This window comes from Labrenzia sp. OB1, from assembly GCF_001624695.1.
In the GTDB taxonomy this organism is placed as follows: Bacteria; Pseudomonadota; Alphaproteobacteria; order Rhizobiales; family Stappiaceae; genus Roseibium.
In genome coordinates this window covers 52488-69414 of the sequence record NZ_JSEP01000014.1, presented here as the reverse complement: position 1 = coordinate 69414, position 16927 = coordinate 52488, and the positions used below count along the sequence as shown (strand labels likewise).

At 60.2% G+C, this 16927-nt stretch carries 9 protein-coding genes; all 9 read right to left on the bottom strand.

Annotation, left to right across the window (positions count from 1 at the left end; all coding sequences use genetic code 11):
- Nucleotides 1–403 precede the first annotated feature (403 nt).
- Nucleotides 404–1546: a porin gene (locus OA90_RS18080; RefSeq protein ID WP_068415162.1), complete on the bottom strand. Its 1143-nt coding sequence runs from the start codon at nucleotides 1544–1546 to the stop codon at nucleotides 404–406.
- A 697-nt stretch (nucleotides 1547–2243) separates the two neighbouring features.
- Nucleotides 2244–4409 (bottom strand): penicillin-binding protein 1C, encoded by a 2166-nt coding sequence (gene pbpC / locus OA90_RS18075; RefSeq protein WP_068415159.1) that lies wholly within the window; start codon nucleotides 4407–4409, stop codon nucleotides 2244–2246.
- Nucleotides 4410–4427: 18 nt separating this feature from the next.
- Complete coding sequence (locus OA90_RS18070; protein ID WP_068415158.1) at nucleotides 4428–9929, bottom strand: alpha-2-macroglobulin family protein; 5502 nt, start codon at nucleotides 9927–9929, stop codon at nucleotides 4428–4430.
- Nucleotides 9930–10256: 327 nt separating this feature from the next.
- Nucleotides 10257–10898: a ParA family partition ATPase gene (parA, locus tag OA90_RS18065; protein ID WP_068415157.1), complete on the bottom strand. Its 642-nt coding sequence runs from the start codon at nucleotides 10896–10898 to the stop codon at nucleotides 10257–10259.
- A gap of 188 nt (nucleotides 10899–11086) precedes the next feature.
- Nucleotides 11087–12274 carry a lytic murein transglycosylase gene (locus OA90_RS18060; protein WP_068415156.1) on the bottom strand — a complete coding sequence of 396 codons (1188 nt, stop codon included), beginning with the start codon at nucleotides 12272–12274 and terminating at the stop codon, nucleotides 11087–11089.
- A 125-nt stretch (nucleotides 12275–12399) separates the two neighbouring features.
- Complete coding sequence (gene phnE / locus OA90_RS18055; RefSeq protein ID WP_068415155.1) at nucleotides 12400–13743, bottom strand: phosphonate ABC transporter, permease protein PhnE; 1344 nt, start codon at nucleotides 13741–13743, stop codon at nucleotides 12400–12402.
- Between the two features lie 10 nt (nucleotides 13744–13753).
- A complete protein-coding gene (gene phnE / locus OA90_RS18050; protein ID WP_068415154.1) occupies nucleotides 13754–14602 on the bottom strand; it encodes a phosphonate ABC transporter, permease protein PhnE in 849 nt (282 codons plus the stop codon).
- A 225-nt stretch (nucleotides 14603–14827) separates the two neighbouring features.
- Nucleotides 14828–15742 (bottom strand): phosphonate ABC transporter substrate-binding protein, encoded by a 915-nt coding sequence (phnD, locus tag OA90_RS18045; RefSeq protein ID WP_068415152.1) that lies wholly within the window; start codon nucleotides 15740–15742, stop codon nucleotides 14828–14830.
- 59 nt (nucleotides 15743–15801) lie between these two features.
- Complete coding sequence (phnC, locus tag OA90_RS18040; protein WP_068415150.1) at nucleotides 15802–16635, bottom strand: phosphonate ABC transporter ATP-binding protein; 834 nt, start codon at nucleotides 16633–16635, stop codon at nucleotides 15802–15804.
- Nucleotides 16636–16927: the final 292 nt, after the last annotated feature.

Here is a 16927-nt window from a genome sequence, read left to right as displayed (position 1 = left end):
AAGTACCATTGTCCCCGCGAATTAAGTCTGTGTTTGCCACCGACCGGAGGTTGGATGTCCGAGGCATGCAAACCAGTGCGGCTCGAAGCCGCTCGCAAAATGACCATACGCATCCGCATTGCCGGTTCAACATCGAAAACGCCCTCCCCCTGCCCAGGGGGCTGTTTTCAAAAACCGGTGTTGCGCGAATGTCACAAAAACGGAGAGGAAATTTAGACTCTGTTAGGAATCAAGGCCTGAAAGAGCCTCTTCGACCTCATTTTCCGAGACCTGCCGGCGTCTCAAATACGCCGTTCCCGCGTTTTTTGAAGAATCAAAACGGGGACGGCCCGGCAGATTGGAGCCTGCCGGGCCGCATGACTGACTGGAGTTCAGAGCCTTCAGTCAGATTCTAATCGGATGATTAGAACGTACGCTGCATACGAACACCGAAGAGGAGTTCGTCGGTGTCACCCACAGTGTCGGTGTCGGTGTTGGCGTAACCAACGTCGGCACCCATTACGAAACCGGAGACCGGCTCCCACTGTACGGAACCATCGATCGCATAGCGGGTCACATCGTTCAGGCCTGCTGCTGCATCGATGTCAGCGTAGGAACCGTCGAGTGCGAGACCGATGGTCGAAGTTGCCTGGATGTATGCACCAGCGGACAGGGACCAACCGGTGGAGGTGTCGCCCGAGCCGTTGCTGTCAGCTACGCCAGCCTGGTTGCCCATGTAGGACAGAGCGCCATCAGCATAGAAGCCCTGGAAGAAGATGTTCGAACCAGAGGTGATCATCGGCAGGTTGAAGACTACACCGCCGCCGACTGCAAAGCCCATTTCGTCTTCGCCGCCGTTGTTGCCGCCATTAGCAGCCGCGTTCGGGTAAACCTGATGCAGAGCTGCGGACAGCTGTGCGGAACCCCAACCCTGGGAGATGCCGAGAGCAGCAACGACGTCCGGAGCACGCGTGCCGCCGTAGTTGGTTGCAGCGGATTCACGGCTGGAACGGTCTTCAAGAGCGACGGTTGCGGAGAAACCGTTGCCGAAAGCAGCGGTGTAAGCAACCTGGTTCAGAGTTTTATCCGACCAGTCACGACCGACAACACCCACCAGAACCTGACCGGTGAAGATGTCGAAGTTGGAACCCAGACGACCAGCCGTCAGGCCGCCCCACTGGATGTAGGCGTTGTCCATGGCGAAACCGGAGTTGTCACCGTTCTGGGAGTTGCCGTACATGGAGACATAGGCGCGCAGCGTGCCGAATTCGGTAGCCGTGCGAGCGTCGAGGAAGAGGTAGCCACGAGCCAGCCAGGAGTAGCCGTCGGAGTCGCGCTCGCCCCAGGCACCGTCTTCAAGAACGTTGTTGATCACAACCTGGGTACGAACACGGCCGCCAACGCGGAGGCAAGTCTCGGTGCCCGGGATGTAATAGAAGCGTGCGCCGTAAGCATCACAGACGCGAACGTAGTCAACCGGCTCCGGAGCAACCGGAAGGTCGGCTGCCTGGGCGGTGGTAGCTGTAGCAACTGCTGCAGCGCCGAGCATCAAGCTCTTGAGTTTCATTATCTGACCTCCAAAGTCAATTTCTATTAGAACCTGAGCCGCACCTCGAAAAGGCTAGGCAGGTCCCGTCCCCGCGATTTCCTAAAAAAACGATCCGATCAATTCAATCGAACCATTTTTACTGGCGATTACTCGCCGTCGCGGATCTCAAGAACCAAACTTGATAATCGTCAGCAAGCTCAAAATGGTCAATTGAGGCAATGATAATTATGCATGTGTGCTTTTTGCAACATGCTGTAATGCAACAATTATTTACTTACCCAGCGTAATATTTCCAACGAGAAACTTTCACCTTTAATTAATTATTGACGATTTTCTTACGATTTTTACGTACGATCCGCAAGAATTATATAAATGATGAAAAAATATTTTCATGTTGTTCTGGTGCGATGCAAAATTTTTGATCGACATCAATTGTAATTCAAAAGAATAATTATTCTATAATTTATAATTGTGGCAAATAGTAATATTATCGCCTATTTTTTGTCATTATTTCGCCTGAAAAATGCACCTTCCCCTACCGCACAATCTGTTGCAGGTAGAAACTCTCCAATTTCCGGGAAAAAGACGCACATCGGCAGAAGGCCCGAACCAGTCGGCCTGCATATGCTGCAATGTGAAGGACTTGAGAATCGTGCCCGTTTCGGGAAGGCGGTCAGGATCCACCTTCCGAAAACAGGTCAGAAACCAATTGAATTCAACGCAGGAAAACGGTGATCCCTGCGCTTTTCCCATTGGAATCGAGGATCGTGACGGTCAGGTAGCCCGGTGCGTCAGGTTGCCAGACCAACTGGTGCCTGCGCGCCTTTTCGGCAAGCGGCGTTCCATTGACCAGAATCGAAAACGGCGCTGAGCCGCCCTTGAGCTTGACGACGAGCGGTTGAGACCGCGGCGCCCCGCTGCCGTGAGCGCCGAACCCCAGATCCAGTTCAGCTCCATCCGGCGGATAGGATATTTTCAGGGCGTCTCCGACGCGCGCGGCCTCCCGCCGGCCCGGCAGCCGGGCATACCTGAGCGGCCCCGGCACTTCGCTGCTTGTCATCTGGAGGACTTCCGGCGGAGCCTCCGGCAGCTCCCTGCGGCCGGGCCCGAGTTGCTGGAAGATTTCAAACAGGACAGGAACCGCCGCGCTGGCCCCGGTTGCCCCGGGGACCGGTGTTCCGTCCGCCCGGCCAAGCCAGACCGAGACCACATAGCGGCCGTCATACCCAACGGCCCATGCGTCCCGGTAGCCGTAGGCTGTACCGGTCTTGTAGGCGATGTGGGAGGCTTCAGCGCCCCGTAGCTGAGGCAAACCGGAGAGAATGTCGCTCACCAGCCATGCAGACTTGCGGGACAGAACATCGGCCGTCCGCCGCGAACCGACATCTGTACCTTTGCCCGCTTCTGAGACAGGCATGGAATCACGTTCGCACTCCGCGCGGCAGACAGACAGGGAGACCGGTTCGCCTTGCCGCGCCAGCGACGCATAAAGCTGCGTCAGATCCTTCAGGGTCAACCCGAGCCCGCCCAGACCGATGGCAAGGCCCGGCGCCGCTCCCTTCTCCAGAGCGGGACGGACGCCAGCCCGCCTGAGCCTGGCCATCAACCTTGCGGGGCCGACGGCCTCCAGCAACTGCACCGCGGGCGTGTTCAAGGACAGTTGCAACGCCTCGCGAAGGGTGACGGTTCCTTGATAGGCCTGATCGAAATTGGTCGGCTTGTAACCACCGATATCCGTCGGCCTGTCGTCGATATAGCTTTCCGGAAAACCTATTCCTTCCTCAAAGGCCAGCCCGTAAATGAAAGGCTTGAGGGTCGATCCCGGAGAGCGGACGGCACGCGTCATATCGACGTGCCCTTGCCTGGTACTATCCAGAAGCTCAGGAGCGCCGATGCTCACCAGAATGTCGCCGGTCCGATGATCGGCGACCATGACGGCCATCGAGACCGGCTTCGGGTGGGAACCGATCTTCTGACGGGACAGTTTCTCGAGCGCTGCCTGCAGGTCCCGGTCGATCGTCAGCCTGTGAACCGGTTTCAGCGGGTCGGTCAGGCGGGCATGCCGACTTTCATGAGGTGCGAGGAAGGGCATGGGATGGCGCGCTGCCCGCACCGGCTCAGCGGATGCCGAGCCGGCCTCTTCCGGCGTCAGGACACCGGCAGTGGCGGCACGCGCCAGCACCCGGTTGCGCGCTGTGCGCGCGTTTTCGCGAAAACGGTCGGGCCGCCGCGCTTCCGGGCTCTGCGGCAGGGCAACAAGCAGGGCCGCCTCCGCCGGGGTCAAGCGCCTGGGCTCCTTGCCGAACCATGTCAGGCTGGCGGCGCGGATACCTTCAAGATTACCCCCGAAAGGCGCTCGAAGCGCATAGAGCCTCAGGATGTCCTGCTTGGACAGGCTCCGCTCGAGCTGAACGGCTTTCAGAAGTTGCTCGTATTTGCGCATGAAAGTTCGTGTCGGCGCCTCGTCCAGAAGTCTCGCCACCTGCATGGTCAAGGTGGAGCCGCCCGAGACGATCCTTCCGGCGCGCGCGCTCTGGAGAGCCGAGCGGACCAGGGCCCGGATATCGATCCCGCCATGGTCGAAAAACCGCCTATCCTCGAAAGCCAGCAGCATCTTGAAATAAAGCGGATCGATCTCTTCCAGATCAACCGGCAGGCGCCACTTGTCATCGCCGCTGGTAAACGCTCTCAGCAACCTGTCGTCCCGGTCCAGTACCGTGACCGAAAGGGACAAGTCGCCGATCTGCGGCAGAGCTGGCAGCGCGTTGAAGTCGTGGCGGACCTTGAGCCCACCACCGACGGCAAAAACGAGCGCACCCAACCCGGCGGCGATTGCCCACCGCCGGGTTGCGCGCCAGCCTTGTCGCGGCCCTTTTTTCATTGTCCTGCCTTGCCAGCCCTAGCGGGTCGGCCCGAGTACGACAAAGCGGCCGGTTGCCGTTATCGCGCGCCGGTCCGGCCGGTACATGTCTTCAACCGATGCCGGAGGGTGGGCAAATGTCCCCGGCGTGGCCGCGCGGGCAAGATAGGCGAAAGTCATTTCCCTGCCCTGCTGCCGGGTCTGATCCACCGCCACTTCGAAGCGGTCGGAATAGAAGGCGGAATGTTCCGGCTGATCGATGGTGGACAGGAACGACAGGCCGCCAAGGTCGCCGGAACGCACAAGGCGCGGGTTGTCGATGACAAGGCCCGCAGGCAGCCGGTCAACTACCATTAGCCGCCCTGGCTGATCCGTCAGCGCGCGGACAGTCACCACGATTGCAAGACGGGTATTGACGGGGACCGCCGAGGGATCCACCGGATTGCCGTCGAGATCGTAAACCGTGCGTTCGACCGCGAAGTCCTTGCCGCCGGCAGGTTCCGGTGTCACGGGTTGCCCGACAACCGAGACCAGAAGATCCGTCGCCTCACCGCCGTTGTTCGTCACCTCAGCCGGAGCCCCGGCGATGTCACGTCCCTCAAGGGACCATGCCAGACGCCCGGGCGTTTCTTCGCCATCGACAGAGATTCGGGCCTGCTGCGCCGAGTCGTTCAGGGCCTGTGCGGCAAGAAGCAGCCAGGCCATGTCCTGCGTCGAGCGCCAGGACGAGGAAGTCTGTGCGGTTTTCAGGAAATCGACCGCTTCGCCGGTCAGGTCCGCTCCCATGGAGGTTGAGACGACATAGTCGGTCACACCGGCGCTGTCGCGCAGGACGGACCCGTAATCGTCCCGGTAAGTCTGCTGCCTGTCGCCTGGCAAAGCGGCAAGGGCGGCCTTGAACCCGGTTTCTGCACGCTCACGTTCCCCATACAGGGCCAGGCTGGCAGCCAGTTGGGCCTTTGCCAAAGGCGTCGCGAAACTTTGCAGTCTGGCATCGAGGTAATACCGCAGATCGCCCATGGACGCGCGGCCGTTCCGAGCCAGCACATAAAGCGCATAGGCGATCCCCTCGCCGCCATCCTGAAAATCGGAGGCGTAGGCCAGCCGGTTCTCAAGATTGTCCAGCGCAGTGGTGAAAGCGATTTCGGGAACCCGATAGCCCTTCTCCTTGGCCCGGGTGAGAAAATCCGTGACATAGGCATCAAGCCAGGTGTCGCCGCCGCCATAGCTGTTCCACAGGCCGAAATCGCCCGAGGATGACTGGTTTGCCAGCACCCCGGCAATCGCCTTGACCACCCTCTCGCGAATGGAGTTGTCCGACCCAAGACCTGCGGCCTCGGCGACGTCGCTCAGATAAAGCAACGGCAGCGCGCGGCTGGTTGTCTGTTCCGTGCAGCCGAACGGATAGCGGTCCAACGCATCCAGAAGCCCCGCCACATCGATACTCGCCGCGCCGCCCGCCGTCAGGGTCACCCTGACGGTCTCGGGACGCAGCCCGTCGAAACTGTCGGCGGTCAGCGACAGGCTTCCGCCCGAGGCCAACTCGAAGGAGGAATTTCGAACCACATTCGGCTGTGTATCCCTGATCTCGACGCCGAAGCGCTTGATATAGGTCTTGCCCTCTGGCCCGGTAAGCGCGGCGACAACTTCACTGTTGCCGGCCTCCTCGCCTGCGGAAACCGGCAGGAGGATAAGAGCCTTCCTGCCAGCTTCGATTTCGAGCGTCCGGTTCTGAACCGCCGTGCCGCCGTCAAGCGTCAGCCCGTCCGCCACAGAAACGTCCAGCGCATAAGCGCCGGGAGCCCCGTCGACATTGTCGATTTCGATGGCCAACCGTGACTGGTCACCCGGCGCCAGAAACGCCGGTGCACTTGCCGTCATCACCACCGGGGAACGGACTTCCACCTCCCGGTCCGCATGACCAACCCCGTCTTTCGTCCAGGCCACGGCCATCACCTTCAGGGCGCCGTTGAAAGCCGGTATGTCGAAGGAAACCACGGTTTCGCCGCTGGTTCCCACATCCACAAGGCCGGAGAACAGCGCGACCGGCTCATCATCCGGCGGCGGAGCATCCAGACGCATCCCCATGGCATCGCCTCCGGAGCGGACCCGCCCCATCGTGCCCGCCATGCGGTCGATCAGTTGGCCGTAGAGGTCGCGAACATCAGTGCCGAGACGGCGCTGGCCGAAATACCAGCCTTCCGGATCAGGTGTTTCGTATCGTGTAAGATTCAGAATGCCGACATCCACGGCCGCCACGGTAAGATAAGCCTGTGTGCCGACTTCAAGGTTGGCGAGCCGGACCGGGATTTCCAGCGTCGTTTCCGGCAGGATCCGGTCAGGCGCGGTCAGCTCCACGTCTATGGCCCGGTTGCCCGGATCAACCTGCAGCCAGGAAAGACCTATCGCCCGCGAGGGCATGCGTCTCTGCTCGAGATCCATCGGACGGTAGAGGCTGGCCGTGATATAGGCCCCAGCCCCCCAGTCATCGCTGACCGGAATTTCCACTTCGGTTTCCTCGCCGGTCACGTCCACGGTGCGGCTGGCCAGAAGGCCACCGGAGACGACGTTGATCACGGCGATCCCGGCCATCTGCGGCTTCAGCCGCAAGATAGCGGTGTCGCCCGGCCTGTAACTCGCCTTGTCCAGCCCGACATCCAGATAATCCGGCGTGTCGGAGGTGGCGTCCGCCGTATACCAGCCGGCATCGAACGTGACGCTGGTCGATGTCTGGAGAGCGCCGCCGCCGTGAATATCAAGCCGGTATTCCCCCCATTCCACCGGCAGCGACAGACGGGCGGGCGCGCCGGGAGCTGTTTCGATCTCACCATTCGCCACCCGTCGCGACGTGGTGATGGGTTCAAAGGACCAGCGCCCGTCCAGACGATACCATTGATAGCGGCGATCGATTTTGGAAAGCGTCCAGCCAAGCCCGGAAGCTGTTTGCTCCCCGCCATCGGCGCCAACGACGATGACGGAGAAATCGGCTGGTCCGCCTTCGTCGACACCGCCGTCGAAAGCTGGCTTGATGCCGATCCGCGGTCCGTCGAGAACCACCGGCAGATCCAGATTACGCTCGACATAACGCCCGCCGGCCTCGACAAGGCGCGCATTCAGCTCGCCGTCATAGAGCAGCGTCGTCTCGGGCAGCTCCGGAAGGCTGACTTCGAAGCTGAGCCTGCCGTCGTCGTCGGTTTTCAGACCGGAAGGGATCTCACCGCGCTGCGAATAGGTTTCCTCGTCCTCCAGTCCGAACCGGTAGTCCGGATAGGCCTTCAGGGTACGGACAGGACGAACGATGATGTCCCCTTCCAGGGACTGTCCGCTCGCAGGAGAGCCATAGAGGAACTTGGCGGAGAGCGAAATTTTCGTCGGCTCGGTCCGGCTGAAGGTCTTCGACGCAGTCTCGAGCTCGAAATCGACCCGTTCCGGCTGGTAATCCTCCACCAGGAAGGTTTCCTGCGCCAGAGAGCTGCCCTTCGGGTCGGCATAGACGCTCCAGGACCAGATTCCCTGCTGCGCGGATTGCGCAAGTGTCAGGTCCTGCAGATGACCTCCGAGACCGCTGTCATTGACGGTAAAGCGGGCATGCTCGACACCGTCCGGGCGGGTAAAGACCAGTGTCAGCGGAAAATCTTCCTGAGCGACGGCGCTCGCATTGCGCAGGAGCGCCTGGGCATGAACGGTTTCTCCGGCCTTGTAGATGCCCCGGTCGGTCCAGGCGAACACGTCCAGCGGTCCGGGCGCCGGGCGGCCTTCAACACCCCGGTCCGAAAGATCGAATGCCGGTTTGCGCAAGTCGAGGAAGGAATAGTCGCCGGTGCCTGTTTCCGCGACCAGTATGCCGGGAGCCCGACCGCCTTGGCCACGAGTCAGACCGGGAGCGAATTCCGCGAAACCTTCCGCATTCGAGGTTGCCTCGCCGAGAATCTCGTTGTTCACCGCGAGAAGCCGGACCGTCACGCCCTCAAGAGCCTCTGCTGTGGAAAGCGAGCGGATATTCGCCGCGATGCCGTCATCCCCGGTGAGTGCTGTCACCCCCAGGTCCGAGACGAGGAACCATTGCGTTGCCTGTGTTCCCCAGCGGTTCTGCAAGTCGAGCCGGGAGCGCGCCGTCATGGCGTAGATACCCGGTTTCAGTTCGATGCCGGTTTCGCTGATCGGTATCGCCGTGGTGATGTCCTGGTTGAGCGGGTTCTCGGTTTCCACGATACCGGACCAGATTTTCTCCCCGAGCTCATCGCCTATCTGCTCGGCCTCATAGGCATTAAGCTGCCGCAGGAACCTGTTTTCCCGCAGGATATCGGCGACGGACCGGTCGCCGATCCTGTAGATAGACGCTTCCACTTCGCTGGTGTTCACCGAGACGATGGGAATGGTCGGGTTGCCGCCGGCGGGCAGAACATAGGAGCGGCCGAGGAAATTCACGGTCGGCGTGCGATCCTTCACATAGGCGGAAATCTCGACGGATTTCTCGAGCTTCTCACCGTCAGCTGCCGGAAGACCGCTGCGCGCGCTCACCTGATAGCGCTTGCCGTGCTGAAGGCCGTCCACGCAGATCTGGTTGCCCTCCGCTTCGACGGACAGGACCCCTTCACCGCGCATGGTGACATAGGGGTTCATATCCTGACCGACCGGCAGTTTCTGCGAAAAAACGAGACAGATGCGCGGGGAGACGCTGTCGGAATCCACCTGATGATCGACAATCCGGAAGCCGTGTTGTGCCACCAGATCGTCATAGCGACGGCGCAGAGCGGCATTTTCCTCAAGCGCCAGTGAGGCGCGCATGGCCTTGATCGCCGTCTTGAATTCGCTGCGCCGTTCCAGCGACAGACCCAACAGTTCCAGCGCCAGAGCCTGCTCGGGGACGCTTACAGCCCGCAAATAGGCGTTGACCGCCGCGGAAACCGCGTTTTTCTGCTTGTTTTCCCGATCCTGCCAATCTTCCGGTTCCTGCAGCAGCAACGCATTTGTCAATTGCCGCCAGACATGGAAATCACCCGGTTCCAGCACGATCAACTGAAGAAAATCGGCCTCCGCCAGAGACCCGTTCCGACTGGACAGAGCTGCCTGACCGTCACGGCGGAGCTGATCCGCGCTCTGGCCCCGTGGACGGACGGAATTGGCAATGCTGAGAGAATAGGTCTCGGCCGCGTCGATCCGGGATTGCGGCAGGAACGCGAGCTCTGCTTTCCGGTCGGCGCTCAGATCCGGCCGCGGAGCCTGAACTTCGACGACCCGGCCCGCAATTGCACCGGAAAAGCCCTGCAATTCTCCGAAGTCGGATTTCAGGAAGCACCAGCCGGCGGAAGTGTTGAACGTGAAGGCCCTGCACTGATCGTCCCGCAAGCAGACGGACTTGCATCCTTCCAGATCGACGTCCTTCACCGTTCGATAGTCACTGCCGAAAAAGTCTGCGTCTTCAATGGTGACAATGCGCCGGTCCTGGGCTTCGGCCGGGGAAACCGGGGCGCCAGCGCCCCAGCCCAGCAGCGACGACAGAACCAGGGCAAAGGCGAAGGATGTGCGACCGTTTTTCATGTGATGTCCTGAAAATAACTGAAATCTAAAAGAGAGCTGCGAAAAAAGAGCCATGGCCAGACCTCCCGGGCCGAGAATTTTACCCATCAAGGCACCGGATCATGACAAGGACAAGGCAAAAATGCACGGTCGAAAAACGGCGATGACATTCCGGCTGGACGTCCGGCAAAGGATCAGGCGGCTTCACAGGCGGTAATCCGCAAAAGCGAGGCCCAGGACGATATATGGCTTGGTTTCGGCGCTCACTCTCCTGATCGGGCCCATTGGGGCGTTCCTTACGATCCTGCATCCCGGGCTGGGAGAGTGGTGGCGGAACTACGCCATGTATTACCCGATCCGGACGATCAGTTCTTCGACGAGCAGACCGACTTCCTGCGCCGCCTTGCTGGAGGGCGCCTCCTCCATCACCGAGTTCCCTTTTCCCATGGCGGAGGCGAATACGGTGCGGTTTCCAAGACGGGCGTTCAGAGCATCGTAACCGGAGGCCTCAATCGCTTCCGCCATTTCTTGCGTGAGGGAGGCGCGGGGTGGGACACGGTTGAGAATCAGCAGTGCTGGCGTATCCTCGCGGGCGGCCAACTGGACGGTTTGCGCTGTTGCCCACAGGTCGACCGGTGTCGGCTGGATTGGAACAATCACGAAATCGGCGACGTCGATGGCGGGTTTGGCGTCGGTGTCGGTCTTGGGCGCGGTGTCGATCACCACGTAACCGTGGGACCTGGCGAGCGATCTTGCTTCCCGCCGCGCGCCCCAGCCGGATGCCGTGCGAAATTCCAGGCCGGTGTTATCCTCACCCAGCCGGTTTTCCCGCGCTTCGTACCAAGTGCCGAGAGATCCTTGCGGGTCGACATCGAGAATCGCGACCGGTTCGCCAGATTGTCTTGCAAGGGCCACAGCGAGATGCGCAGCCAGCGTCGTTTTTCCCGAGCCGCCCTTTTGCTGCGCAACAGTCAAAATCCGTCCCGACATGCCATTCCTCCAGAAAACGCCAATATAGTGCGCCGCGCCCTACCGCATTGCAACAAAGCAATGCCGGAACCGGTGCATATACGCACCGGCATTCGGTTTGATGAAGTAATCCGCGCGGAAATCCGGATAGCGTTCAAAATGAACGCAAGGACAGGAGAATCTGCGAGCTGAAGGCGCCGCCTTTCTCTCTAGCGTCCTCCAAGGGCGTAGTAGACGTTCCAGGAAGGCCGGCCCGTTTCCGGCATGCCGTATTTGGCCTCCGCCCTGCGGATCCCGGCTCGTGTTGCCGGCCCTACCTTGCCGTCCGGCTCACCAACGTCGAAACCGTTCCGGTTGAGCAGCTTCTGGAGGTCAAGCCGCTGTGCCCGGGACAGTCCGGGATTGTTGGTCGGCCAAGGGGTCTTGAAAGGCTCGCCGTCTGAGACAAGTTCCGACAAAAGGGCAATCGCCAGGCCGTAGGATGTCGAGGCATTGTAGGACCGCAGCGCACGGAAGTTCCGGGTGACGAGAAAAGCCGGTCCATTCGCGCCGGCCGGCCGGATCAGCGCTGCCTCGAGATTGCCGGAGAGACGGTTGCCATCGATGCCGACAAGGCCGCGTTTGCCCCAGGTGGCGAGCGAGGAATAGGACTTCCGGCCGGATGGACCCGAGTATCCGTCCGGCACCTTGACCTCGTATCCCCAGGCACGACTGTTCTTCCAGCCGGCGTTCTTCAGGAAATTGGCAGTCGACGCGAGCGCGTCGGGAACCGAGTTGACCAGATCCTTGCGGCCATCGCCGTCATAATCGACAGCCAGACTGTTATAGGTGCTCGGCATGAACTGGGTCTGGCCAAAGGCCCCCGCCCAGGAACCGCGGAAATCCTTTGCCGGAACATCGCCGCGCGAGGCGATCTGCAAGGTCTTGATCAGCTCGCCGCGGAAATATTTCTGGCGGCGTTTTCCAGCGCAGACCAAATTTGCCAAGGCATGCGGCGTATAGAAGTCGCCCCGAAACTGGCCGTAATCGCTTTCAATGCCCCAGACAGCCAGCACCACATGACGATCCACGCCATAGCGTTTTTCGATCGCGGCCAGTGTACGGGCGTGTTTCTTCAGGTTCGACTTGCCGTCCTTGATCCGCTGTGCGTCGACAAGAAAGGCCATATAGTCCCAGATTTCGGTCTTGTGTTCGGGCTGGGACGTGGAAAAGCGGATGACTTTCTCGTCGAAAGTGGCGCCTGAAAGCATGCGCTCGGCGACATCCGGGCGAACGCCGGCAGAAATAGCCTGCTTCTTCAGGGCCGCGACACAGCTCTCAATCGCATGCGCCGGACCCGATGCCGGAAGGAAGCCCAGTCCGCCTCCTATGACCGCAGCTGCCAGTTTCCATTCCATGCCTTGTCGCATTGCCTGCTCCGTCCCCCTCGAATCACCTGAAGACGCTGCCATGCCACCACGACCTAAATGCGGCACAAATCAGGATCGAGCAGTTATCAAGCGAAAAGCAATGACAGATCGCGTCACCCGGTTTTTTTACCCTCGATCAACTTGCGGCGCAGCCAGCCCGAGCTCTGATCCATTGCGATGACCACAACGATGGTGAGAATGATGATGTAGCTGGTGTTTTCCCAGTCGCGGGAGGTCTTCATGGTTTCAACCAGGAGCAGGCCGATCCCCCCTGCCCCGAGCGCGCCGATGACGGTGGCCGAACGGGTGTTGGATTCCAGATAATACAGCACCTGGGAGACGAACACCGGCAGGATCTGCGGGATCACGCCGAAGCGGTAGCGCTGGATCTGGCTTGCGCCGGTTGCCTTGACCCCTTCCACCTGCCTGTTGTCGATATTTTCCAGAGCCTCGGAAAACAGCTTCCCAAGCGAACCGGTGTCGGTGAAGGCAATCGCCAGCGCTCCGGTCAACGGCCCCAGCCCGAAGGCGCGGATGAAGATCAGCGACCAGATCAGCATGTCGATGCCGCGAAGGAAATCAAACAGCCGGCGGGTACCGAACCGCAGCACTTGCGACGGCGTGAAATTGCGCGCCGCCAGGAAGGCCAGAGGCAGGCCGAACAAGGCTGCCGTGAGGGTTCCTAGAACCGCCATCATGATCGTTTCGAGCAGCGCCATGATCACTTTGCCATGCTGCCAGTCGGGGTTGCCCAGAAACTCGTGCACGATGAACCAGAGGTTGGAATAGTCCGGATCCACTCGGTCGGCACTGAGGGCAAGCGCATAAAGCTGGCTGAAGGACTGGCCGTGGAGCAGCGATTTGAAGGGAAACCAGAAGTTCTCCCAGCCGCCGAAATAGTTGTGGATCTCGATCTTTGTCCTGGTCACCTGCAGACGCTTGTCGAGGCTGGGGCGCGCGTCGAGTTTGCGCGGATTGTCCTTGAGCCAGCCGGGCACGTCGCCCTCGGGAAGGATGGTGTCGACGCCTTTCGCGGTGGCCGTCGCCTCGATCACTCCATAGCCGGGAACATTGAAAAGGGCCGTCTTGTCCTTTATCTCCACAGTATAGCCGTCGCCGAGGTCGACAAAGGCGTCTTCGCCGTCAAACGTCACCCAGTCAGGCAGTTCGGCATTGTCGTAGGTGGCCGTCCGCTCACCTTCAATCGCGACTTCCATCTCGCCGTGGCGGAAGTCCTTGGTAACGTGAACCTTGTAGGCGACAGAGTCCGTTGCCAGGATCGCCGCCCGTTCAGGCTGTGCCTTGGACAGCAGGTCCGGCACGTCGAAGGCGAACCATGTGTAGACGAGATAGGCCAGGATAGCGAGCGGCGCCAGAACCGTTATCCAGGCCCTGCGGTGGACCTTCCGCCAGACGTCTTCGAGCTTTACGGCCTGTTCGAGGGTATCGGTTGTCATGAAGGTTCCCTCAATGCGAACGGCCGGAGCCGACCAACCTGCCACGCAGGTAGGACGAAAGCTGATCGATGGCCATGATGGTGAGAAACAGGAGTACGAAGATTGCCGCGGTTTCATCCCCTGCCCCCTTGCCCCAGCCGATGGTCCGCCTCAGTTCCTGGCCGATACCGCCCGCGCCGACGAAGCCGAGAATGGCCGAGGCACGCACGTTGATTTCAAGACGCAGCAGAAAGTAGCTCAGGTAATTCGGCGCGACTTGCGGCATCACCGCGAAGCGGATGCGCTGCAGCCAGCTCGCACCGCAGGCCGTCAGGCCCTCGATGGGCTTGCGGTCAATGTTCTCGTTGACCTCGGAAAACAGCTTGCCCAGCGCCCCGGCCGTATGAAAGGCGACGGCGATCATGGCCGGCACCGGGCTGGAGCCCAGAACGAAGATCAGAAACAGCGCGACGATCAACTCCGGAAAGGCGCGCATGATGTCCATCAAACGCCGAACCACCGGAATAAGCGGGCCCCAGCTGTCGACGTTGCGCGTGGAGGCCATGGCCAGAACGACTGCCATCGCACCACCGAGAAGGGTCGCGACACCGGCGATGTTCAGCGTTTCCAGCATCGCCGGAGTGAAGTGCACCACCAGGGCAAAAAACGCCGGTCCGGCCTGCCAGGCCTCGACGACGATTTCGCCGGGATAGTCGAAGAACTTGGACAGGCCCTGCAAAAAGCCGCCGGAATTCATCTCGTTGGCCTTCGAATAACCGGAAACGAGAACCGCGACCACTAGCAACAGGCCGATCATGGAATAGAGCTGGCGGTGTTTGCGCAGCGACAGAATTTCCTGCTCGAGAGCGGCAACGGCCATGTCGGGAGAACCTTCAGGTTATGATTGGGAATGTCCGTGCCGGCTTTCCGCGGGCCTGGACAGATGCCGGACTTTCAACGTCTCGTCCGTGCGATATCGGGGATCCCGTATCGGCGGCTGGTTTATCCCGGCCTTCCGCTTCGTTTCGGGTCGAAAGAAACCCGAAAACAACGGCTGCAAAAACGCGGACCGGAGACCGGCCCGCGTTCCGTTCAAGCGATACGATTATTGGCTCTTCGCCTTGCGCGCTTCCACGATGGAGACGTAAGCATCGTGAGTGATCGGCATGAAGCCTTTGGTGTCGCCGGCCGCAACGCCGTAAGCGCAATCCGGGTCAATGGACTGCAGAGACGCCATCAGACCGGTCATCAGGATCTTCACGTCTTCAGGCAGCTTCTTCGACAGGACGATCGGACCTTCCGGGATCACCGGAGAACGCCAGATTTCCTGAATTTCGGTCATGTCGACCAGACCGGCATCGGACGCCTTGCGCAGTGCGCCGGAATTGTAGCCGTCTTCCCATTCGCCGAGGCCGTCTGCCCAGGTGACGCCGGCGTCGATGTCACCATTGGCAACGGCAACGATTGTCTGCTCATGGCCGCCGGTGAAAACGACATCGCCGAAATAGTCGCCCGGGGTCATGGAGTAGCCGAGTTTCGGAATTTCGATGGAGGGGATAAGATAGCCGGAGGTGGAATTGGGATCGCCGAAGCCGAACTTCCTGCCCTTCATGTCTTCCAAAGAGTTGATCTCGCTTTCGATGCGCGCGAAACCGATGGAATAGTAGCCGTAGCTGCCATCGACGTTGACTTTCACCAGGACCGGCTCAACGGCGTCCGGATCGGTCAGGAAGACCTTTGCGTAACTGGAAGCGCCCAGCCAGGCCATGTCGAGGTTGCCGCCAAGGAGACCCTCGATCACACCGTTATAGTCGGCCGGGGCGAAAAGCTTGACCGGAACACCGAGCAGATCGGCGGTCTTCTGTTCCAGGCACTCGAAGGCGCGCAGGCGGTCCGAAGCGTTTTCACCGCCCAGGATGCCAATGCGGAATTCGGAGATTTCCGCCGCACCGGCAACAGAAGCGTTCAGGGCGATCATGCTGACAGCAGCAAGCGCGGCAATTTTGGAAACGAGTTTCATTTGGGACACTCCCCCGAGAGTTCTCGATATTGATGACGTTCAAAAAATGGGCGGGCGGCTCAAACCGCCGCCGCCGCCGGGGTCATCGCTCCGGCGGAGTCTTGTGAACCGGACTGACCGGCATCGATTGCAGTAGAGGTCGCAGCCTCATTGAAGCTTTCATTCGCGCCATAGATCTCGCGTGCGGCGTGGGTCGTCAGCTCCTCGGGCTTGCCGTCAAAGACCAGAAATCCGTCACGCATGCCGATTACCCGGTCGCAATAATTGCGCGCCGTATCGAGCGTGTGCAGATTGCAGATGACGATCTTGTTGTCGCGCTCGTGGATTTCGCGCAGGGCGTCCATGACGATCTTGGCATTCATGGGATCGAGCGAGGCGATCGGCTCATCCGCCAGGATCATGTGCGGATCCTGCATCAGGGCGCGGGCAATCGCCACGCGCTGCTGCTGGCCGCCCGACAGTTCCTCTGCACGTTTGGTGGCTTCCTGGTCTATGCCGAGACGGTCTAGCGCGGCGAGCGCGGTCCTGACGTCGTCCTCGCCGAAGATGTTCAGAAGGCTCTTGAGCGTCCCGTGACCGTTCAGGCGCCCGAGCATGACGTTGGTCACCACGTCGAGACGCGGAACCAGGTTGAACTGCTGGAAGACCATGGCGCAATCGCGCTGCCAGCGGCGCATCATGCCGCCCCTGAGGCTGAGGATGTCGCGGTCCTCGAAAAGGATCTGACCGGATGTCGCCGGGGTTAGCCGGTTGATCATTCGCAGCAAGGTCGATTTGCCCGCGCCGGACCGCCCGATGATCCCGATCATCATCGGTCTGTCGATATCGAAACTGACCTTGTTCACCGCGGTCCGGAACCCGAAGGTCTTGGTCACTTCCCGAAATTCAATCACCCGCCAGCCCTGTCCGTGTCTGTTCGTCTTGCCTGCGACAAGAGCCAGCGGACCGTTACAGAACGATGACAGTTACTTGACCCCACGATCAAAGATTTATGACAGATCGATGACCGCCAGACTGTTGAGAACGCCACATTGTCAAGATTTCGAGATTAAAACATCACATTCAACGGCTTATTCGATCAGACGAACAAGAACGAAATATCTCGACCTGAATCATGTTTAGAATATTTCGTCAGACCATTCGCGAGCTGGCATTCAAATTTTCGAGATGCTGATTTTAAAAAGC